The sequence below is a fragment of the Vibrio sp. 1159 genome, from assembly GCF_033340395.1.
Lineage (GTDB): Bacteria > Pseudomonadota > Gammaproteobacteria > Enterobacterales > Vibrionaceae > Vibrio > Vibrio alginolyticus.
Genome location: NZ_JAWOWL010000031.1, coordinates 13,868 through 35,406, shown reverse-complemented (window position 1 = coordinate 35,406; position 21,539 = coordinate 13,868). Strand labels below are relative to the sequence as shown.

18 protein-coding genes and 1 pseudogene are annotated in these 21,539 nt (G+C 43.5%); 6 read left to right on the top strand and 13 right to left on the bottom strand.

Going from position 1 to position 21,539, the window contains the following annotated elements; genetic code table 11:
- Positions 1-891 (top strand): maltose ABC transporter permease MalG, encoded by an 891-nt coding sequence (malG, locus tag R7127_RS20100; protein WP_005375275.1) that lies wholly within the window; start codon positions 1-3, stop codon positions 889-891.
- Positions 892-1,258: 367 nt separating this feature from the next.
- On the opposite strand, the gene R7127_RS20095 is transcribed toward malG, so the two are convergent.
- From R7127_RS20095 to R7127_RS20085, 3 genes are all read right to left on the bottom strand, one after another.
- Positions 1,259-1,504, bottom strand: a complete 246-nt coding sequence (locus tag R7127_RS20095) for a hypothetical protein (protein ID WP_005375277.1) — start codon at positions 1,502-1,504, stop codon at positions 1,259-1,261.
- Between the two features lie 171 nt (positions 1,505-1,675).
- Complete coding sequence (locus R7127_RS20090; RefSeq protein WP_005375279.1) at positions 1,676-2,161, bottom strand: acyl-CoA thioesterase; 486 nt, start codon at positions 2,159-2,161, stop codon at positions 1,676-1,678.
- 145 nt (positions 2,162-2,306) lie between these two features.
- Entirely contained in the window at positions 2,307-3,212 is a 906-nt protein-coding gene (locus tag R7127_RS20085; RefSeq protein ID WP_172563905.1) for a DMT family transporter, read from the bottom strand.
- Positions 3,213-3,310: 98 nt separating this feature from the next.
- On the opposite strand from R7127_RS20085, the gene R7127_RS20080 reads away from it, so the two are divergent.
- A complete protein-coding gene (locus R7127_RS20080) occupies positions 3,311-4,099 on the top strand; it encodes an AraC family transcriptional regulator (protein WP_005385013.1) in 789 nt (262 codons plus the stop codon).
- 203 nt (positions 4,100-4,302) lie between these two features.
- Here the strand turns inward: R7127_RS20080 and R7127_RS20075 are convergent, their stop codons facing one another.
- The 7 genes and pseudogenes from R7127_RS20075 to R7127_RS20045 all read right to left on the bottom strand — a co-directional run bounded on the left by R7127_RS20075 (position 4,303) and on the right by R7127_RS20045 (position 14,733).
- A complete protein-coding gene (locus R7127_RS20075; RefSeq protein WP_017821247.1) occupies positions 4,303-5,994 on the bottom strand; it encodes an ABC transporter ATP-binding protein in 1,692 nt (563 codons plus the stop codon).
- Positions 5,991-7,601, bottom strand: coding sequence for an ATP-binding cassette domain-containing protein (locus R7127_RS20070; protein WP_005375287.1), 1,611 nt, complete (start codon positions 7,599-7,601; stop codon positions 5,991-5,993). Before R7127_RS20070 ends, R7127_RS20075 begins: the two co-directional genes overlap by 4 nt.
- A gap of 264 nt (positions 7,602-7,865) precedes the next feature.
- Positions 7,866-10,046, bottom strand: coding sequence for a TonB-dependent receptor (locus R7127_RS20065; protein WP_064376755.1), 2,181 nt, complete (start codon positions 10,044-10,046; stop codon positions 7,866-7,868).
- A gap of 94 nt (positions 10,047-10,140) precedes the next feature.
- The gene (locus R7127_RS20060; RefSeq protein WP_033906770.1) at positions 10,141-11,109 is read right to left on the bottom strand and encodes a siderophore ABC transporter substrate-binding protein; all 969 of its coding nucleotides are present in this window, start codon (positions 11,107-11,109) and stop codon (positions 10,141-10,143) included.
- 53 nt (positions 11,110-11,162) lie between these two features.
- A pseudogene (locus R7127_RS20055) lies at positions 11,163-12,115 on the bottom strand (iron chelate uptake ABC transporter family permease subunit).
- Complete coding sequence (locus tag R7127_RS20050) at positions 12,112-13,056, bottom strand: ABC transporter permease (protein WP_033906772.1); 945 nt, start codon at positions 13,054-13,056, stop codon at positions 12,112-12,114. Before R7127_RS20050 ends, R7127_RS20055 begins: the two are co-directional and overlap by 4 nt.
- A 756-nt stretch (positions 13,057-13,812) precedes the next feature.
- On the bottom strand, positions 13,813-14,733 hold the full coding sequence (locus tag R7127_RS20045; protein WP_017821243.1) for a M14 family metallocarboxypeptidase: 921 nt from the start codon (positions 14,731-14,733) through the stop codon (positions 13,813-13,815).
- Between the two features lie 172 nt (positions 14,734-14,905).
- On the opposite strand from R7127_RS20045, the gene R7127_RS20040 reads away from it, so the two are divergent.
- Entirely contained in the window at positions 14,906-15,811 is a 906-nt protein-coding gene (locus tag R7127_RS20040) for a DUF808 domain-containing protein (protein WP_017821242.1), read from the top strand.
- Positions 15,812-15,906: 95 nt separating this feature from the next.
- On the opposite strand, the gene pyrC is transcribed toward R7127_RS20040, so the two are convergent.
- Both pyrC and R7127_RS20030 read right to left on the bottom strand, forming a co-directional pair.
- Positions 15,907-16,935, bottom strand: a complete 1,029-nt coding sequence (pyrC, locus tag R7127_RS20035; protein WP_033906773.1) for a dihydroorotase — start codon at positions 16,933-16,935, stop codon at positions 15,907-15,909.
- A 155-nt stretch (positions 16,936-17,090) separates the two neighbouring features.
- The gene (locus tag R7127_RS20030; protein ID WP_005375297.1) at positions 17,091-17,255 is read right to left on the bottom strand and encodes a YqaE/Pmp3 family membrane protein; all 165 of its coding nucleotides are present in this window, start codon (positions 17,253-17,255) and stop codon (positions 17,091-17,093) included.
- A gap of 267 nt (positions 17,256-17,522) precedes the next feature.
- Here R7127_RS20030 and R7127_RS20025 point away from each other — a divergent pair, with 267 nt between their 5' ends.
- Positions 17,523-19,340: a hybrid-cluster NAD(P)-dependent oxidoreductase gene (locus tag R7127_RS20025; RefSeq protein WP_033906774.1), complete on the top strand. Its 1,818-nt coding sequence runs from the start codon at positions 17,523-17,525 to the stop codon at positions 19,338-19,340.
- A 100-nt stretch (positions 19,341-19,440) separates the two neighbouring features.
- Here the strand turns inward: R7127_RS20025 and nadE are convergent, their stop codons facing one another.
- Positions 19,441-20,271, bottom strand: a complete 831-nt coding sequence (nadE, locus tag R7127_RS20020) for an ammonia-dependent NAD(+) synthetase (protein WP_005375299.1) — start codon at positions 20,269-20,271, stop codon at positions 19,441-19,443.
- Between the two features lie 178 nt (positions 20,272-20,449).
- On the opposite strand from nadE, the gene R7127_RS20015 reads away from it, so the two are divergent.
- Complete coding sequence (locus R7127_RS20015) at positions 20,450-20,983, top strand: nicotinate-nicotinamide nucleotide adenylyltransferase (RefSeq protein ID WP_318142047.1); 534 nt, start codon at positions 20,450-20,452, stop codon at positions 20,981-20,983.
- Between the two features lie 14 nt (positions 20,984-20,997).
- On the top strand, positions 20,998-21,480 hold the full coding sequence (locus R7127_RS20010; RefSeq protein WP_017635276.1) for a hypothetical protein: 483 nt from the start codon (positions 20,998-21,000) through the stop codon (positions 21,478-21,480).
- Positions 21,481-21,539: the final 59 nt, after the last annotated feature.

The window sequence follows — 21,539 nt, the reverse complement described above, 5'->3', positions numbered from 1 at the left end:
ATGGCAATGGTACAAGGTAAGTCATTAAAGTATCGTGTTTGGGCTACTCATATTGCAATGTGGGCATTCTTGGCACTGATTATTTTCCCTTTACTGATGATCATCGCGATTTCATTCCGTGAAGGTAACTTTGCAACAGGTAGCCTGATCCCAGACAACCCAACACTTGATCACTGGAAATTGGCATTAGGTTTCTCGGTGACTAATCCAGACGGTACAGTTACACCGCCACCATTCCCAGTAATGACATGGCTGTGGAACTCGGTAAAAGTGGGTGGTATTTCTGCAATCCTAATCGTGGCGCTATCAACCACATCGGCTTACGCGTTTGCTCGTATGAAGTTCAAAGGTAAGAACACCATTCTTAAAGCGATGATGATCTTCCAGATGTTCCCTGCGGTGTTGGCATTGGTTGCTCTGTACGCGTTGTTCGACAAACTGGGTCAGTACATTCCTTTCCTTGGTCTGAACACGCATGGCGGTCTGATCTTCGCTTACTTAGGTGGTATCGCACTGCACGTTTGGACCATTAAAGGCTACTTCGAAAGTATTGACTCGTCTCTAGAAGAAGCGGCGGCTCTTGATGGTGCTACACCATGGCAAGCATTCCGTTTGGTATTGCTGCCACTGTCTGTGCCAATCCTAGCGGTAGTCTTCATATTGTCGTTCATCATGGTAATTGGTGAAGTTCCTGTAGCGTCACTACTGCTTTCTGATGTAGACTCGTACACACTTGCAGTGGGTATGCAGCAATACCTATATCCACAAAACTACTTGTGGGGTGACTTTGCCGCAGCTGCTGTACTTTCAGCAGTGCCAATCACTGCCGTATTCTTACTTGCGCAGCGCTGGTTGGTTGGTGGTCTAACCGCTGGTGGTGTAAAAGGATAATCTCTTGTGGTCTGAGATTGATAAGAATAACTAGAAAAGGGCGACCACATGGTCGCCCTTATACTTAGCACGGATATTACAATTTTGGTTTGGCCGCCGATCAGTAATATCTTGGCTTTTATTGGCGTTACGCATAGCTGGCTGTTAGCTTAGTTCCTTACGATTCAATCACTAACAGTTTTTGTAACCATAACCTGAGTTTAGACTCAGGTTTTTTTATGCCTGTTAAAGGCAATTTTGCAATAAGTAGATAGAGATTAGCGGCTTTGCAATGGATTACACAGGGCTTGAATAATGCCCTGCGTAGCACTTCACATAAATAACTAGAGCTTAGTAAAAAGCTAAATTGAGGTAGGGAAGGAAGAGATTAAAACTCTCGGCTGGAAGGTGCGCATCCAACGTATTGAAGCAGCGTGTACAAACTTTCTTGCTGCAGTGCGACGCGACGAAATAGATTAGCAAAGGTAACGTCGCCGCCAAAGCAAGTTTGAATGTAATGATTAATTTCTGTTTCGTTATACCCCTCGACGTACATGGTTCTCACCCACTGGTACTCGACCGCTTTTAAATTGGTCAACGTCTCTTCACTTAAGGTCGTTTCTTTTAGTCTCAAGATCCAAACTCTATCCAACTCTAAAATAATGGATGGATTTAAGCAAAGCTAGGTGAAGGATTTATGACAGAGAAGGGCGAGCGTGAAACAAATGGCAAAACCATGATGTAGCTCCACACTCTGGGTCTAGGTAACGTTGAGGTACTTAATAGCGTTCTTAACGGATGCCAGTTACTTGAGATATTTAACGTGTGCTTCCATTTCTTCCCCAATCTCTTTACGCATGTTCATAAGACGGATAGCGGATTGCTCTAAGGCTTTGTCTTCATCTGACTCTGGAATCCATTTCGGTACATCGGTTGGTTTTCCGTTTTCATCTACAGCAACCATGATAACGATACAGTGAGTGGTGAGTCTGTTTTTCATTTGCTTTGGATCACTGGCTTGCACGTCAATCGCAATGTGCATTGAGCTTCGTCCGGTATAAATGACTTTCGCGCTAACTTCGACTAAGTTGCCGACATGAATCGGCGCAACAAACCGAATGCCGCCAGCATATGCGGTAATGCAATATTTACCACTCCACGCTGCAGAGCAGGCGTACGCTGCCAAGTCGATCCATTTCATTACGGCGCCGCCGTGCACTTTTCCGCCAAAATTTACGTCGCTGGGTTCTGCTAAAAAGCGAAGGGTAATGTCTCTTTGACCACTGCTCATCTGTCTTTCCTTGATGGGTTATTGTTTTCCCAATTTAGCAGCAAGATGAATTTTCGGGAATAGCGAATGAAACAAAATTTTAACTTTTATTCGAACGCTGGAAGTGACAAGCCACAGCGTAGTTCTGTGGCTTGGGGTGTAGATGTTAATTGGCGGTAGAGGCAATCTCAGAATTGGATAATGGTTTTCTCTGTCTTACTTTTACTTGCGACAGGATAACGCCAGAGATGACTAACAACCCACCAATAATGTGGTAAGCGTAAATTTTCTCACCAATTAGTGTTGAAGCAAGTATGACGGAAACCACAGGCATTAGGTTCATGAACATAGCACTTGAATCAGCACCAATTGAATCAATCGCTTTTACCCACATCAGCGGCGCGAAAATGGAAGCTGCAATACCAGCATAAGCGATTAACGGCAGCGCATCTTGGCTTGGTAACAGTTGCTCACTAGAGAGCCAAAGTGGTGTGAGCATCAAAACAGAAAAGAAGCCCTGCATGTAAACCAGAGTCAGACTACTGAATGGCATTTTCCAGCGTTTTAGCAGAACACAATAAGCCGCGTATACCATGGCAGCAACGAGCATTAAGCTGTCACCTTGCGTTAAGTCTTGATGTAAAAAGTAAGTGATATCACCGTGACCAAGCATAAATGCCAAGCCGCCGAGCGAAATGACACCACCGACGATACTTAACATTGATATAGATTTACCGAGTAATGGGACACTTAAAAACACACTGATCAAAGGAACTAAAGAGGTGATCAGGGCCATATTAGAGGCCGTTGTTGTTAAACCGGCATAGTATCCAAGTGACTGGTTGAGAACCATACCAAGTAACGCAAGAAACGCCAACTTAGCTAAGTGAGGTCGAATAATGTGTCGTTGTTTGATGATTGCAGGCAGGCAAAATGGCGTTAGGAGTACCATTGCGACAAACCAACGGTAGAAACTCATCGCACTTGGTTCAATGGCGCTCGCAGCCATCTTGTTCACAATTGAGTTACCACCCCAAATCATAACGGTGAAAAACGGAAGTAAATAAATCATGAGAACCCTATAGCACAATTATTGATGGCGCTAGTCTGGCAGGTCTTTATAATAAAAAGTATCTCTTAAAAGACATCGTAAGCGATAGGAAGACAATTTTGAAAAAGAGCGCCAGAAATCTTCACCCCTCCTTATCAATCGATCGTGCGCCATCAGATGTATTTATGAATTTCGAAGCGTTTCTCTCTAATACAGAAACACGAATTCATAGCCACCCTTGGGGGCAAGTGCAACTGATCAGCGGTGGGATTCTGGAGATGGATGCAGAAGACACAAGATTTCTAGCACCTCCACATCTTGCTATTTGGGTTCCCGCCGGAATTCGTCACACTAGCTACAACCGTAAGCCAATCGAATATTGTTCTTTGAATATTGCCCCTGAATTGACGGCGCATTTTCCAACTAAAACGAGCTTGATCAAAGTGACTCCAATCGTGTCATCTATTATTGAGGACTTTCGTCAGCGAGACATTAACGTGGCGCAAACTGATGAAGACAAGCGCTTGGTACAAGTGTTATTGGACCAGCTTGCAAAGCAAGAAGTCGAACATCACTTTTTACCGACTACCGACAATAAGTATCTTGAACCGATTTTAAAAGCAGTAGAAGAATCGCCGACGGATGAGATCAGTTTGGCGGAGTGGGCGGCAAAAGTGCATACCACAGAACGCACGTTAGCGAGACATTGCCAGAGTGAGTTAGGAATGAGCTTTACTGAGTGGCGCTTACGTGTGCGATATTTACATTCTATGGAGTTGCTGCGTAAAGGGCAGACCGTAAAAGAAGTCGCTCTGACGTTAGGTTATAACCAAGCTAGCCCTTTTATCGCGATGTTCAAGAAATACTCCGGCATGACACCGGAGCAATACAAGAATCGATTGTTGTAAAAGTGTAGAGTCTATTTTAAAAAAATTGACAATGCGCTGTATGATGACCGACTCGAAAAGCTGATGGTATTGGAAAGACCTACGTCTATCTTGTGTCAGATTGAGTCAGAATTATAACCTTGAGAATTCGCTTTATTATCATTGCTTTACAACATGCCTGTAAGATTCTTTAGATGATACAATGTGCTAAAGTGACAAAAAACTCAATTGACACCGCTTAGATTTAAGTATTGATTGTTATTAGTTTCTTCAGCCGCCAATTTGTCCCTACTTTTCAAGGAAGTAGAGTTGTACTGTGCAACTATAACTCTTCTACCCTCAATCGTGAGTTCCAATGTGGGTGACCATATATTCTGATCGCGATGCGTCACAATAATCACGGTCGAGTTCAATGTTTGAATATGTTGAGCAATACTTTTTTCGGTTGCTTCGTCTAATGCTGCCGTCGCTTCGTCGAAAATGAGGATTGGCGCCTTTTTAATGAGAGCTCGCGCAATTGCAACTCTCTGTCTTTCACCTCCTGACAACCCTGAGCCTCTTTGTCCTACTGTTTGATGTATTCCTTTAGGAGATGAGTCAATAAGTTTGTCCAATTGTGCGTGTCTTGCAAAGCTCTCAACTTCATAATCACTTGCATTGGGATTACCTAACCGAATGTTATCCGCCAATGTGCCAGTAAAAATGACCGGTTCCTGAGCAACATAGGCTATATGCTGGGTGAGCACGTCATAAGGGATATTCTTTAGATCTATCCCTCCGAGCGAAATAAGACCTTGGTCAGGATCATCAAACCTTAGAAACAGGCCCAGTAAAGTGCTTTTCCCACTGCCACTGACTCCATTGATGACGACGGTATCACCTTGTTTGATCTCCGTGCTAGCATCTTCAAAGAGATCTAAATGGCCCACAAGGTTCAGTTCGAACTTATGGTTTTTGGGGGAGGTTGCAAATTGAGGATTAGGCTCAGGCAGAACAGGGACATTCGTTAACTGAGCGTAATTTTTAATTGAGGATTTTACGTCGTTAATCGCAAAGCCTGCCAACGCGAGTTCACCCAAAGGTGCAGCTGCACGGGTAATCAATATCAATAAAGCCAAGGCTAATAAGGGTTGAGTAATCGGCTCTAAGACGAGATAGATGGCGATACCTGCAAGGGGTAAAATCGTTGCCAATCCTGATACTAAGGTTGCGATAGAAGCGTTACGATTAATAGTTGAATGAGCTTCTTCTTGTGCGTGCCAACTCTGTTCAATACGCTCGATTGAGCGCTCAGGCCCCGCTGTTGAGCGAAGTAACTCAAGGTGATCTATGAGCTCAAGTGTTGATTTAGTCGCTTGAAGCTCTGCGTCATGTCGGTCGCTATCTGAGCGACTTAGGTATCTTTGCGCCTTGTACTGAACGAGCAGTGCAACTAGTAACAATACGGCACTGAGTAGTGCAATTTCACCTCCTCCAACGACCCCAATACCGATAATTAAAAATATGGGTAACATTGGAGCGTGCAAAAATGTTTGTAGCTGATGAGCAGGAATGGCCATAAAGCCAGGTATTCCTCGTTCTGCTAGTTGAGTGAGCTGAGTTCTATGCTGATCATTAAACCAAGCTAACTTTGCTTTACTGAGCGAATGACCTACTGATGAATAAAGATCCCCAGCCAGTTTCGCACCAGAGAGAAATCCAGAACGAGTTACAATAACGGTAACTATCACAGTTAGAACAGCAGCTATTATGACGTTCAATGGTGAAGCTTGTTCGACAATAGATATTGCAAGAAATGTGTAAGCCGTTGCCTCAAATAATGCAACTAGTCCCCAACCTATAGCGACTCGATATAGACGGTGCTTTGCACTTTGTGGAATTGTCGAATTGGAATAGAGGGTATTGTGAGCCGTCATACTTCTTCATCCTGTCGTTGAGCCTTTCTGTTGAGCATCAATGTAGTGTCTGCAAGTTTCGCGAGTTCTGAGTCGTGAGTAATTATGATCAATATCTTGTCTTGTGTTTTCGCAAACTTCGCGAGATTTCTGATCACAGTGAAGGCCGTATTTTTATCGAGAGCACTGGTTGGTTCATCCAGTAATAGAACGTTGGCTTGAGTTAGAAATGTGTTAGCTATTGCGACACGTTGTTGCTCGCCTCCTGAAAGCACGCTTGCATCAGAATTGAGGTCAATCTTTAATTGAGCTTGTTGCAAAGCTTGGTTCAGCTCGTCGTCACTTGAACTTGGCGTTGATAGTTTCAAATTCTGCCTAATGGTAGTTTTGAGTACACCGATATCTTGGGGTACATAGCGTATGGCGGAGTATCGGGATATCTCAGAGAGTTTAGACAGTTGATTGCCTCCTAAGGTAACGAAGCCTGAAAGAGGTGTTTCTTGACCTGCTAATAGACGTAGTAACGTACTTTTGCCTGCTCCGCTAGGCCCCATGATGGCTGTAAATGAACCCCGTGGGAAGTAGTGGGAGAAGTTATCAATAATATTAACAGTTCCATTAGCCACTACGATATTTGATGCTTGTAGTGATAGCGGTTTTTCTCCCGCGCTCAAACTGCCACTTTCTATTTGTGGTTGCTGTAAAAAGTCGCTGATGTTCTTTGCAGCATTCTTTCCTGCGTTAACGTAGTCCAATCCATGGCCAAGCTTCAGTGCGGGTGATACGACGGCCAAACCAAAAAAGAATAGCGACGCCATTGCCACGGGACTTAATTCATAGCCAATGGTATAGGCCATTGCGAAAGTCGAAACCGCTTGAAGTAATGCGGTAGCAATTGCTGCTGGAAGGGCAACGCTACCAACCCATTTCACTATGCCGTGAGTAAAGCGTCTTGTGGCATCATTATAGCTGTCGAGTGCTCCTGCTTGCGTGCCGTAAATTCGATTTACTCGGATACCTCTTGTGTAGTCGTTTACTGCGGTAACGATATCACCCATTATTGTCATGCGCTCTTTGCCATGTTTAGCGGCGAACCTAGGTAAAAAGAGTAGGTAGTACAATGATGCAATTAGACCAGGGAGCAGAGTAAGCATCGCTACCGGACCTGTGAGATTCAACATGATAAAAATAGAAGTTGCGGGTACGACAATGAATGTCACGAGTTCTGAAGGCAAATGCGCAACCATGTGGTGAAGCGTGCTGATGTCTTCGGAAACTATGCGACGCAGTTGATTATCACCATATTGAGAGATGGTCTTGCTTGGCAAGCGCGTCAAGTGCTGAGCAACTTGGCGACGTAATCGAGTGGAAAACTGCGACTCGGCATCATGAACTAACCACGAGCCCACTGATGAGGCAAGTGCGCTAGCCGCCCAAAGTCCTATGGCACCGTAAATCCATTGGTTTGCAAATTTATCGATAAGGTTTATCAAGCATAGCAGTGCACCAACTTTTGCCACAGCGGCAAGTGCTTCACAAAACGTTCCCAAAGCAAGCTTCTTAATCGATGGCTTTAAGGCTGGCATTAAGCTAGGCGTAACGTAATGTTGGCTGATTTTACTTATCATATTGTCACCTTATCTAGCCTATCAAGCGAAAATAAGGAGAACGTGGTAGAGCATATTGAGCTCTTATCGTTTTTCATATAAAGCCTATGGAAGTGGACGTTGATGGATTATGTTTTGAATTAACTTTGGCCGTAGGTGTTGCGAGCTCTTTGTCTGCTTGAATGTTGAAGATGAGTACTTCCTTTGATTTGTTGTGAATTTTCATGAATAGCCAAATGGGAGTAAGTCCCCCTTAGAAGGCAGGCTAAAGGGGAGGTTGAGGGATTAGAAATCCGCAGTAGCTGACAGCATCACTGTACGTGGTGCGCCAAGAGCTAGGTCCGCATAGTGGGTGGTTGTCCAGTAATCTTCATCCAGTACATTGTTTACGCTAAGGCGCCAAACCACGCTTGTTTCAGCAATTTTTGAGTTGTAGCGTGCGCCAAGATCAAGAATAGTCTGTGCAGGTAATGCCTGAGTGTTTTGTGCATCAATGTATTGTTCAGACATATAGTTCGCTTGGCCGATAAGCGTGAGATCACGCATCGCAGGGAGGTTCCATTCTAATGCGAGTTTAGCTTGTAAATCGGGTAGCTTAGTTGCTTGTTTCCCCTCCTCTGTCACATCTGTTGCTTTTGTAATCTCTGCATCTGTATAGGCGATACCACCGATGAGTGTATAGTCCTTTGATAGTGTGCCGTAGAACCCCCATTCAATACCGCGATTGCGCTGTTCACCACCGAAAGAAAAAATGTTGGTATCCGGATCTTGGTACCCATTTGGCTTTTTAATCTCAAATAAACTGAACGTATGAGCAAAGCCGTCCAGGTCAAGCTTCACGCCTGCTTCAGTCTGTTTGGTTTTTTGGGGTTCAAAAGCCTCTCCTGCGTTTGCAGCGCTAGAGCCTGCTGTTTTCCCATTCGTTAAGCCTTCGGTGTAGTTACCATAAAGCGAAACTGAGCTCGAAACTTTGTATAATGCTGCAAGTGCGGGAGTGTAAGTACTTTCCTTAAACTTGGTGGTAGGAAGCGACATTCCGTTCATTATTATTCCAGATTCATAATCAATGCTCTGGTAACGCAAGCCGAGCGTGATTTGGTATTTCCCATCAACAAAAGATAACGTATCGGCAATGCCATAGCTGACCTGAGTTGAATCGATAGGTAAACCATAGTAGTTGTCGTAAACTGAATTTTCTGGTCCCCAAACAGGATCATAAATATTCGAGTTCCAAGGGGCTGGATTATTATTACCTGTTGGAGAATCATTTTTATCTTCTCTAAAGTAAGTACTATTCAGTACAAGGTGGTGTTCTACTGGGCCAGTGTCAAAGTTGCTACGAACACCTATCTCACCTGAAGTCCGTTTGTTCTCAAGCTTAACTGATCCGAGAGATACCTCTAGGTTACCCTCGTTATCGATGATTTTGATTCGTTGCGGTACATTTGAATGAAAATCTGTACGGCTACCACCCAATGCGCTGTATACAGTTACAGAGTCACTAACGCTTAGCTCCCCGCGAATCATCATCCCTTTATCTTCGCTATCATTGTAGGCCCAACTTGGCGTCAATAATGTGTCAGATGGAGGAGGTGATGGGATTTTGAGACCAGAAGCGATGCTTAACCCACGGTTTGCACCTTCAACTCGCTCTGTACTGTAGTAAAAATCTGCTTCAAGGAAAGCAATGTCATTACGCCAATCAAGGCTTAATGATGCAAGTTGAGTTTTGTTGCTTTGGTTGTTTATCGCGGTGTCTCCATCTTTAAATGCACCGTTGAAACGAATACCAAATTCTTCATTTGTACCAAAGCGACGTCCAATATCGATATGTCCTCCGAATTGAGTGTCCGATAAGTAGCTGCTGGTGAAAGATGTGATTGGTGTTTCTTGTGCTCTTTTTGTCACTAAGTTGATGGTGCCACCAACAGATCCATTCGGTGGCATACCGTTGAGCAAAGAAGCAGGACCTTTAAGTACATCAATACGTTGATACATTTCAGGAGAGGTTCGGTAATAAGGAGCGATACCATACAATCCATTAAACATAACGTCGCTAATGTCTGAGTTGAAACCTCTTATTTTGAAACTTTCTTTGTTTAAGCCGGTTTCACCGCTGGTGAAAACAGAGGGATCAGAAGCTGAGATTACATCTGAGATATCGCGTGCTTGTTGGTCTTGAATGTGTTTTTCTGTGTATCCAATCGTATTGAAAGGCGTTTCCATGAAGTTTTTGTCGCCAAGCATTCCTATATTACTCGCGTGAGAAACTTTGCCAGCGGCATAAACTCTGTTTGCTTCACCATAAACTGTCATTGATTCATCTACGACTTCTTCAGCTTGAGCGATACTAATTGGTACGACAAAAGTACTAAATTGAAGTGAAATAAAGAGGGCGATATGACATGGGCTTGGTTTGTTTTTCTGTGAAGAGTCCATCGCTATCTGATGATAGTCATGAGTCATTATAGATTCCTTTTCTTTGTTTGGGCTAGCTCACATCCGTTCTGACGTCGATTGAGTGTTGAATTACTTAAGATCCAACTCATTGTTATTAGATTTAGCTTTGGTAACCTTTTAGGATGTCTTTAATTATGATTTTCAGAGATGTGATGCTTGCTGAAGTGATGTACCAAGCATCGGCATCAACAAAAACGACGTTGTCGTTTTTCCATGCTTTGGTTTGACGGAGTAGTGGGTTTGCTAAGTGTTCCGCATCAATGACAGGCTTTCCTTCCATTACTGCTGTTCGATCAATGATGTAAAGAATGTCTGGATCAGCTTGGCTAATGAACTCGCTAGAAATTGGCTGACCATGCAAACCTGTCTCCACTTTTTCACTCGCTGGTTTTACCCCCAGAACATCGAAAACGAAGCCATAACGAGACTCAACGCCAAATGAGCTGAAAGCACCATTGTTATGCATGACAACCAAAGCTTTTTCAGAACGCTCTTTCGTAACAGCGCGCACTTCTGCGACTTTTGCATCGATTTCGGCAACTTTCTGTTGGGCTAGCTCCTGCTTTTCAAAGATCTCACCAAGCTCTACAAGGTGTTTCTTAATGGTATCGACGTGATGGTCACGACTATTACGGTAGTTGATGTCAAAATGTAAAGTCGGAGCGAGTTGAGAGAGTTCTTCATACTGATTAGCATGTAGCGGAGTCATCAATACGAGATCTGGTTTTAGGGCATAGATCTTTTCCATATTAGGCTGAACTATCGCACCAAGATCCGCTATCTCAGGTGTGTCTTTGTATTTCGCTAGAAAGTGAGGAACAAAGTCTTTCACCATTCCTGAGATTGGAACATTTAGCTGATCTAAAAAGTCCACTTCGTTCATATCTAATGCTGCCACTCGTTGAGGGCGATGAGAAATAGTAGTTGCTCCGAGATTGTGTTCAATCACGATGAGCTTTTCTAATGGCTGAGTATCTTCAATTTTAATTATTTCCGGCTCGCAACCTGATAAGGTTCCTAGAGCGCAGCAAGCAAGCGCGATACTCAAACGTAGGGGGCTCTTAAACATGGGGTATTTCCTTTTTGTCAGTGAGTTGTCTTTAAACAGGCGAGTAACAGTTTTCATATGTGGCTTCTTGTTCTTATCGTGATGGCTAGGAAATATCCCCCACAAAGGACATTCACCAAAATAGAGACGGTGGTTTTAAAGTTAAATAAGTGCTCTACCAGAAGTTGACCAGACAAGAACATGACAATTGCAATAGCACAAGCAACGAGCAATATGTGTCTGTAGTTCGGTGCGCTAGTAACGGAATAAGCAATATTGGCAATAAAAATTCCCATAAAAGCCGTTGGGCCAATCAAGCTCGTCGAAATTGCTACTAAAATGGCGATTACAGCAAAGAACTTTGGTACATATTGCTTATCATTTAGTCCTAATGACATCGCTTGGTCTCGACCTAGACCTATCACATCTAGCTCGCGTGACCATCTGTTAGCAAAGAGTGCCAAAACGCTTAACGCAATACTGGAAAAAAGTAACGTAGAAGGTTTCGCTCGCTCAAACGAGGTATAGCTGAGCCCTTGAAGGATAGAGAATTCTCCAGGGCTTATTCTGAGCTGGATAAATTGAGCAAGAGTTGTCAGCACCATTGTCAAAACAAAGCCAATCAGCAGAACTTGGTGCATGTCATGTTTAAATCTATTGAGTACCCAAGATTGAATCGCTAAGGAATACAACAGAATGAGTATTGCAGAGACAGCGAAATTACCGACAACACCTAATGTAGCAATGCCAGAAGTGCCCCTAGTAATAAGAGTAGGGTTTGCCAAACCAGATAAACCGACTCATATCCCATAATGGATGGCGTAAGAATACGATTACCAGCTAAAGCTTGGAAAATAACAGCAGAGATGGCCACGCAGCTGCTCCCAATAACTATGGCACCAAGTTTAATCAGCCTCTTAGGGATGACGTAATCAAAATCCCACCCAGAGCTTGTAAAGATAAAGGCGATAGACAGTATGCAAACGAGTATAATGCTCACTCGCATGTTTGAGTAATGTGATCTCATACTCGTGCTCCTTTCAAAAGAAACACAAGAAACATGACTCCCCCGATGGCACTGGCTGTTAATCCAATTGGGACTTCAAAAGGAAAGGCAACAACTCTGCCTATGACATCGCAAAAAATAAGTAACGAAGCGCCGCCTAGTGCAACGATTGGTAGGGTGTTTTTAAGGTGATCGCCATATTTTAGTGCGACTAGGTTAGGTATGACTAAACCGATAAAATGAATGGCACCTACGGTCACCACTGTTATAGCAACTGTCACGGAAACTAGCATTAGACCCAAGGCGGCAGTGAACGCAATATTAATTCCTAAGTTGGACGCAACATCTTCGCCCATTCCCATCACAGTAAACTTATGTGCATATAAGTAAGTCAGTAGGGTGATGGGTAAAATCAAGAAAATTATTTCATAGTGTTCTTGGACCACTTTGGAGAAATCTCCCATTAACCAACCGGACATACTCTGTAAGATGTTGTTTTGATAAGCATAAAACTCCGCTATAGCACTTAGTACACTACCAAACATAAGCCCAATCACAGGTATTAACGCAGAGTTACTGAATTTAATTTTCCGTACGATGGCAATGTAGATAAGGCCAGCGGCGAAGCAAAATAGTACGGCGAAGAGCATACGTTCAAGCTTGTCTGAGGATGGAAGCATGACGATAGATACCAAAATACCGAGCTTTGCCGCATCGATACCGCCTGTGGTGCCCGGCTCAACAAAACGATTTCTAACAATATGTTGAAGAATAACACCACATATTGCGAGACCAGATCCGGTAAGAATTAGTGCGATTAGCCTTGGTAATCTGCTAGCAGTAATCGGTAGCCAAGCTTTGTCATCCATGGTCAGCAATAACGACCAATCTAGTTGGTTTGCGCCGACGAAAATTGAAGTTAAGCACAGTATAAAAAACAGGCTTACTACGTGAATACTCATACAGAATCTGCCCCAAAATAAAATGAGTTTCTCTTAACTTATGACTTGGGGATGGAATACGAATAATGAATATCTATTCGCATATAGGTTCTAAATTCCAACAAAACATAACCAAGTTATTTTTTATAAACATTAAGGTCACAATCCAGCCCTCAAAGTATCACTAGGCCATACCTAAAAATTCAACGTGCTGATTTGGCTTTAAAACTGGATTAACTAGCAAAAGAAAAGTGCCGCTTTCAATGCAAAGAGAAAGAGGTTCTCGATTTAAAATACAAATGATAATTATTTTCATTATATCTTTGTTTTTTTCGGTTAAGCAATGAGGTTCATATATGTTTCTCTAAAAAGATCAATCGCGTATAAAAAACAAGGCAATGGCTAATGCATGTGCTTTTGGGTAAGTGATTAAAAAATAAAGCCAAAGAGCATTAAGCTTTCTTATTGTTTAAGGATGTTTTTCGCTTCAGAAGCTCGTTGGTTGAGGTTTGATTTAAATGGTATGACGATAGTTTGTTCAGGAAGAGGAGTTAGTAGTGACGATGATGTCTAGATGTCGTTTGTATTTTAGGATTTATTAGATACCGCATTAAAATAGCGTCATAAAGTCGTGATGCTTCGCATCTTCAGTGTTAGCGATGTTAATGCGGTAATTTCTAATAAACTAGCGGATTAATGTCTCAACTTGCTTTTGGAGCAAAGTAAAGCTGATTCACAATTCAAAGACATCGTCAGTTGCTTTATTGTTAACCTGTGTTATTCGAGCTTACTTAGTACGTAATTCAAACCACCCACCACGGCTGCAACCTGTGCATCGTTACATTCTTCGTCGGTCACCGTTGGGCTGTCTGGGTACACTTCCGTTGTCGTGCCGTAAACGCAATTTGTTACGCCGCCACACAGGCCCAGTTTTACCATTGGGTAGTTGATAACGCCAAACTGTACGACGGGTGAACCGATGATTTCGCCGTTTTCATCTGCTGGTGCAATGTGAGTCACTTTTGCAACTGACTCAATGACCGCTTTTTGGAAGTCAGGCTGAGGGTTTTCACTATCTCCCACCGTGTAAAAGCCATCTGGGATCATACCTTCAATGTACTCAATACCATCACGAGCAGCTAAGGCTGGACGGAACTCAGTTTCGTCAGAGTCTGTCGTTTCATGTAGATCAATGTGCATTAACACATCGCCTAAAGTTGCAACGAGCTTCATGAGGTTAGCGGACTCTTCGGCAGGGCTATCCTTATAGAAAGAGCGGTTTGGATCAATCGCGTTTGGATTCCAGCGGTTGATCACCTCGTAACCCCAAGGGCTTACGCAGGGTGCAACGACAATATTGAAATGCTCTGCATAGCGCTCTGCTTCTGTTTCTACAAACTTTAATGCGCCATGTACACCGCTGGTTTCGTAACCGTGCACGCCGCCTGTGACCAACACAGCAGGTTTAGTTGAATCCCAATTGCGTGTTTTGATACAAAACAGAGGGAAGCGTGCCTCGTTGTATGAGAGCGCACCATATTGTTCAACATCAAAACGCTCGCGTAGGGCATCGATTTTACTGACGACTTCATCTTGGTAGCTACGTTTTACTTCTTGCGTTGCTAACCAAGCTTTACGTTCTTCTTCGTTCCAAGGTTGGCCAGGAGTACCGATCGGGTAAATGTATCCACTTTTCATCTATACTTTTTCTTTTGACTGCTGAAAGGTATCACAAGACTAGACCTGTCTTATCTTTACGGCAATATAAAACACCATTTGGGGTGGTATTCTTTGCAAAATCATCACTTTGATGAGTGATTCATTGGTGTTACATTTTGTTACTTACTCAATTTCATATAAGAGACAAAAAATGGCTGGAGCAAGTTTACTCACACTGTTGGACGATATTGCCACGGTGCTTGATGATGTCGCCTTAATGTCAAAAATGGCTGCAAAGAAAACCGCAGGTGTGTTGGGAGATGATCTAGCGTTAAACGCTCAACAAGTGTCTGGTGTTGCATCTGAGCGAGAGATTCCAGTGGTTTGGGCGGTTGCAAAAGGCTCATTCAAAAATAAATTGATTTTGGTTCCTTCTGCTTTACTTATTAGCGCCATTATTCCATGGCTTATCATGCCATTATTGCTAATTGGCGGCTTATTTCTCTGCTTTGAAGGGGCAGAGAAAGTACTTGAGAAAGTGTTTCCTCACTCGCATCCGCACGAAGAAAAAGAGGAGCTAGTTAATACTGGCGAGTCGATAGAAGAGTATGAAAAGCGTAAAGTTTCTGGTGCGATTCGAACAGACTTTATCCTTTCAGCAGAGATCATCGTGATTGCGTTAGGTACCGTGACAGGAGCCAGTCTTGTTACGCAAATTTTAGTTGTCAGTTTAATTGCAGTGATTATGACGGTTGGAGTTTATGGACTAGTCGCTGGGATTGTGAAGCTAGATGATTTAGGCCTTTACCTCGAAAGTCGCTCAAACGGTAAAGGTTGGGTAGCGAAAGTCGGAGGGGCCTTGGTCGCTTTTGCACCAAAGTTGATGAAGTTGTTAACCATTGTAGGAACTGCTGCGATGTTTTTGGTGGGTGGAGGAATTGTGGTGCACAACGTGCCAGCCATTCATCACTTTGTAGAGCCGATTATTATGAACTTTAGTGGTCATTCGGTTGCTACAGCCATTTTGCCTATTTTACTGAACGGTATTATCGGCTTTGTGGCGGGGTTGGTTGTGGTTGCGGTATGGACGATGGTTGAAAAGCTTCGTGGTCAATAATCACATCTAAAACATGAGACGATAATAACAAGGGTCATGACTTCTTTTTACAAAAAGCATGACCCTGTTTTATAGGTGAAATGTCAGTAAAGTACTTACTTCACTTTCCACTCGATCTGTTCATTTGCTCGAATAGGCACAACGATATCATTGCCAAATGGCATCGTTTCTGGCACATCCCAAGCGGATTTTTCTAACGTTACCGTATCTGTGTTACGTGCAATGCAGTAAAAATCAGGACCGTTGAAGCTTGCGAAAGCTTCCAAGTTTTCCAACTTGCCTTCTTTTTCGAAGACTTCTGCATAAAGCTCTAGCGCAGCGTGTGCAGTGTAAGAACCAGCACAACCGCAAGCCGATTCTTTTGCCCCTTTCGCATGTGGCGCTGAGTCTGTACCTAGGAAAAACTTCTTGCTACCACTAGTTGCTGCTTCGATCAGCGCTTGCTGGTGGGTTCCGCGCTTAAGAATTGGCAAACAGTAGAAATGAGGTTTAATACCACCCACAAGCATGTGGTTACGGTTGAAAAGAAGGTGGTGGGCAGTGATGGTAGCCGCTACGTTGTCTGAGGCATTGTTAACGAAGTTTGCTGCGTCGGCGGTGGTGATATGTTCTAGTACGATTTTAAGATTAGGGAAATCATTGACGATAGGAGCGAGGATGGTATCAAGGAATTCTTTCTCTCGGTCGAATATATCAACATCGTGATGTGTTACCTCCCCATGAACCAAAAGTAACATTCCTACTTCTTCCATTGCTTCTAAAACGTGATAAATGTTCTTCGCATTGGTCACACCGGAATCTGAGTTTGTGGTAGCGCCTGCAGGATAGAGCTTGGCAGCAACAATGTGTCCGGTTGCTTTAGCCTTACGTATTTCGTCTGGTGTCGTGTTATCTGTAAGGTAAAGCGCCATTAAAGGCTCAAACTGTTCGCCATGTTGCTCTTTGAGAATTCGGTCACGGTAGGCTAGGGCGAGCTCAGTTGTAGTAACAGGTGGGACGGTATTTGGCATAATCAGCGCACGGCCATTGTAGCGGCTGATGTCGCGAACGGTGTCTTTAAGAACTTCCCCATCGCGTAAGTGAACGTGCCAGTCGTCAGGACGAGTGATAGTCAGTGTTGTCATTAATTGCTCCCACCATTGAAAAGTTGTCTGATTGGAGCCTAAGCGCCGTATTTGCTTTTGAGCAAACGCTTGCGCTTAGGCGACAGGATGATAGAGGAATTGCCCTCATATTTCATCCCATTTTTCAATTTTATAAAGAGTGAGAGTGTAAGTGGTTACTTCATTGTTAACCAAAGCGCGTGGATCGTACCTGGTAGAAAGAAGAAACACGTCAATATTAGATTAATCAAAAAGTCTTTATTTAGACCTTTCTCCATAAACACCGCGACAGGCGGAAGAAAGATACATAACAAAATCAGAACCAGTTTTCTTGTATCCATAATTAAGCTCCAAATCGATAAATGGGAGTAGTGATAACTTGGGTGAATTATGTGTGTCGTATCACACTTTATCAAACGGTATTTGGTCAGAACGGTGTTAAAAAACGCGAATGTTGAGTGTAGTAAATACTTGTCACTAAAACCAAATTTATAAGAATATGGTTTCGAGAAAGTTGCGATGGATGAAGAGGCAGTAGACTCTGCAACTTAATGTGATTTGAGTATACAATACCGCAACAAATAAAAAACACCCGTAGGAAGAAGGCAATGTCGCAACCCGTTTTATCCCAAATTAATGTTTTTCCGGTTAAGTCAGTTGGCGGATTATCGCTGTCGTCCGTATGGGTTGAGAAGCAAGGATTGAGCTTCGATCGTCGCTTTATGATTGCGAAAGCTGATGGCTCTATGATCACTGCGCGAAAGTATCCGCAAATGGTAACCATTAAGTCTGCCTTATTGTCCGATGGAGTGGTGTTTAGTAGTTTGGGTATGGAGCCACTTAAAATCCGTTACCAAGATTTCAAAATGCAGGAGACACCTGCAACGGTTTGGAAAGATACATTTACTGCCTATACCACGACAGATGATGCAGATGACTGGTTTAGTCTTGTTTTGGGGCAGCGCGTTGAGTTGTTATTTAGTGGTGAGCAATCGAATCGTGTCCGTGAAAAGCTAGGTCAAAACGTCAGTTTTGCTGATGGTTATCCGGTTTTAGTGATCAGCCAAGCTTCACTTGATGAGCTGAATCGAAGAAGTTCAGAGCTGCACTCAATGGATCAGTTTCGTACTAACTTAGTTGTCTCTGATACTAAGCCATTTGAAGAAGATTCATGGAAGCGCATACGAATCGGTGAGGTAGAGTTTGAGTCTCTCAAACCTTGCGAGCGCTGTATCCTGACTACGGTGAATACCCAAAGAGGCACATTCCGTGAGAGCAAAGAGCCGCTCAAAACCTTGCAACAGTTCCGTGCAAACGATGTCGGTGGTGTGTTCTTTGGCCAGAATCTTGTCGCGCGAAATGAAGGCATTATTCGTCAAGGCGATAAAGTTGAAGTATTGGAGTACAAAGAGCCGGAGTTTTACGCAGATAACTCGCCAGTGCGCATGAAGCTTACATGTGTTGAGCGTGAAGAAATTGCCCAAGACTTTGTGACCTTATGGTTAGAGCCAAACAAAGGTTCGTTGCCTAATTACTTGCCAGGACAACACCTGCCAATAGAGGTGAATATTGATAGTAAGAAAGTGGGTCGACGCTATACCTTATCATCCAGTCCTTCTCGTCCGGGTCGTTATGCTATTTCTGTAAAGCGTATCGCGGGCGGAAGAGTCTCTAACTCACTCTTAGACAACTTACAAGTCGGTGATGTTTTAGAGGCAGAACAACCTGACGGTCAGTTCCACCTTAAAACGCATGAAGCGCAGCCTCTGCTGTTACTCTCTGCGGGTAGCGGAGTAACACCAATGTTATCAATGGTGCGTTACTTAGCGGATCATAATCAGTTGGAGAACGTGGTTTTCTACCATCAATGTCGGACCGAAAATGATATTCCTTGTCGCTCAGAGTTGGAGCAGTTAAAGCGTGAGCACCCAGGGCTAGAAGTAAAAGTCTGTTTAACGCAGCCTGCCGTTGATTGGTTTGGGTTAAAAGGGCGTTTAAGTTTGTCACACATTAAGCAAATCAAAGATGTTGAACAGCGCCAAGTGTTTGTGTGTGGCCCGGATGGCTTTATGGATAAAGCAAAAAGTCTTCTACTAAGAAAAGGGCTGCCAGAGGAAAACTACCATCAAGAAGCGTTTGGAGTTTCTTCTCTTACGTCAAAGCCAGAGAAGAGTCTCGCTATTGACTTTAATGGAACTAAATTCGTAGGCAACAACCAAAAAACGTTGTTAGATCAGCTCGAAGATGCTGGGAAGGTCATCAGCAATAGCTGTCGTGCAGGCTTATGTGGTGCCTGTAAAGTTCAGCTTACGTCGGGTCAAGTACATCATCCGGACGTGCCCGCGTTGACTGATGAGGAACGTGCAATGGGAACCGTATTGGCGTGTTGTGCTGTGCCAGAGACGGACGTAACAGTAACCAACTAGGCGAGAGCAACTTTGTCCTTCGACAAAAACTGTTCCTAGACAAAAAAACGCTGCTATTTTTAGCAGCGTTTTGAGTTTTAAAGAGAGCTGAAAATATCGCTTAGTCGTAAATCGTCGGGATTGGCTGGCGTTTGTGCTGCGTTGCTTTGTAAATCGCTACCAGACGGTCACTAACTTGCTGTGGAACAGGTTTGCCCTCTAAGAAGTCGTCGATTTGCTCGTAAGTTAGGCTTAGGGCATCTTCATCTGCTTTCTGTGGAGCAAGCTCTTCTAAGTCTGCTGTTGGCACTTTCTTCACTAGTTGCTCAGGTGCACCCAATGTAGCAGCCACTTCACGAACTTGGCGTTTACTTAATCCGAACAATGGTGCCATGTCACAAGCGCCATCACCAAATTTAGTGTAGAAACCAGTGATGTTTTCTGCTGAGTGATCAGTACCAAGAACAAGGCCGCCTACGTAGCCCGCGATCTCGTATTGAGCAACCATGCGAGCACGCGCTTTTACATTGCCTTTTACGAAGTCGACTTTTGCTGCATCAGTTGGTAGAAGATCTGTGCCTTCTAATGCAACGTGAGAAGCCGAATGAAGCCCGTCAACACCTGCTTTGATGTTCACCGATACAGAATGGGTTGGCTGGATAAAAGACAGAGCGAGCTGAGCCTCATCTTCATCTTTTTGCTCCCCGTAAGGCAGGCGAACTGCGATAAATTGGTAGCTGTTGTTGCCCGCTTCTTCGTTCAGTTGGTCTACAGCCAACTGAGCTAAACGACCACATGTCGTTGAGTCAACGCCACCGCTGATGCCAAGAACAAGAGACTTACAGCCCGCTTCTTGCAATTTACGCTTAATAAAAGCGACACGGCGTTCAATTTCAAAATGCGGATCAATTGAAGGGAGTACGCGCATTTCGTCACGGATGGATTGTTCCATTTAGGGTTCCTTTTCCTGCAAATATTTCAGACTCTAAAGCACATTTGCTCAAATGGTGATAAACCATACAGTTGAGGCTCATTAAATGCGACTTTAGGGTCAAAAGCTGTAAAGATTAGTAGTATCATACCGAAATCATCAGATTAGAAAACTCTCTTCAACCAGGTAATCACCGGATATGAAAAAAATCGCCATTTTTGGTAGTGCATTTAACCCACCTAGTTTAGGGCATAAAAGTGTTATTGAGTCTTTGAGCCACTTTGATCTTGTGCTACTTGAGCCAAGCATTGCACACGCTTGGGGCAAGAACATGCTTGATTACCCAACTCGGTGCAAAATGGTTGACGCGTTCATCAAGGATATGGGGCTTTCTAATGTTCAGCGTTCTGATGCGGAGCAAGCTTTATACCAACCTGGACAAAGTGTGATGACCTATGCGTTGTTAGAAAAAATTCAAGAAATCTACCCAACTGCCGATATAACTTTTGTCATTGGTCCTGATAATTTCTTCAAATTTGCTAAATTTAGTAGAGCTGAAGAGATTACGGAACGTTGGACTGTTATGGCATGTCCTGAAAAAGTAAAAGTCAGAAGCACAGATATTCGCAAAGCATTGGCCGAGGGTGAAGAGATCGGTGCCTATACAACACCTTCCGTACGTGATTTATTACTTAGTAAAGGCTTATACAGAGAAACATTGTCTGGGAACTGAGAGGTCAGATTTTCATGGTCAGAGTCGTTTTATTTAGTGCATGTGCGCTGCTTGTGGTGACACAAGCTCATTCCGCGTGTAACTATTTTTCTGATCGTTCCGTGGTGTTTGAAGATAACACTCTTCCAATCTGTGAAGAAATTTTAGATTCCATCGGCGTGTTAAGTACTGAAGCATTGATTTGGTATGCAGCGGAAGCGAAGCTTGAAGGACCAACAGAAAACTATTGGGAGGAGTGGGCGATTAAGCCGGAAGACACCCCACTTCTAACTCAAAACTTAGAAAAGAATTACTTTGGTCTTGGTTTTTGGATGCCGGAAGAGCTTCGAGACGAAGAGAGTAAAATGGATACAGAAGAGTGGCTTCGTAGTCACGGGTTGATGTTCAGCGTTGGTTTTGGTGATAAATCCGACGGGCAGCCAAGAATGCGGTTTGATTATCGTTGGCACGAATATTATGACGCTGACTGGATGATGCAGATAGAGGTACCTTTCTAGACACCTCAAGCAAATGAAAAAAGGGCGTACATTATCAATGTACGCCCTTTTTGTTTTAA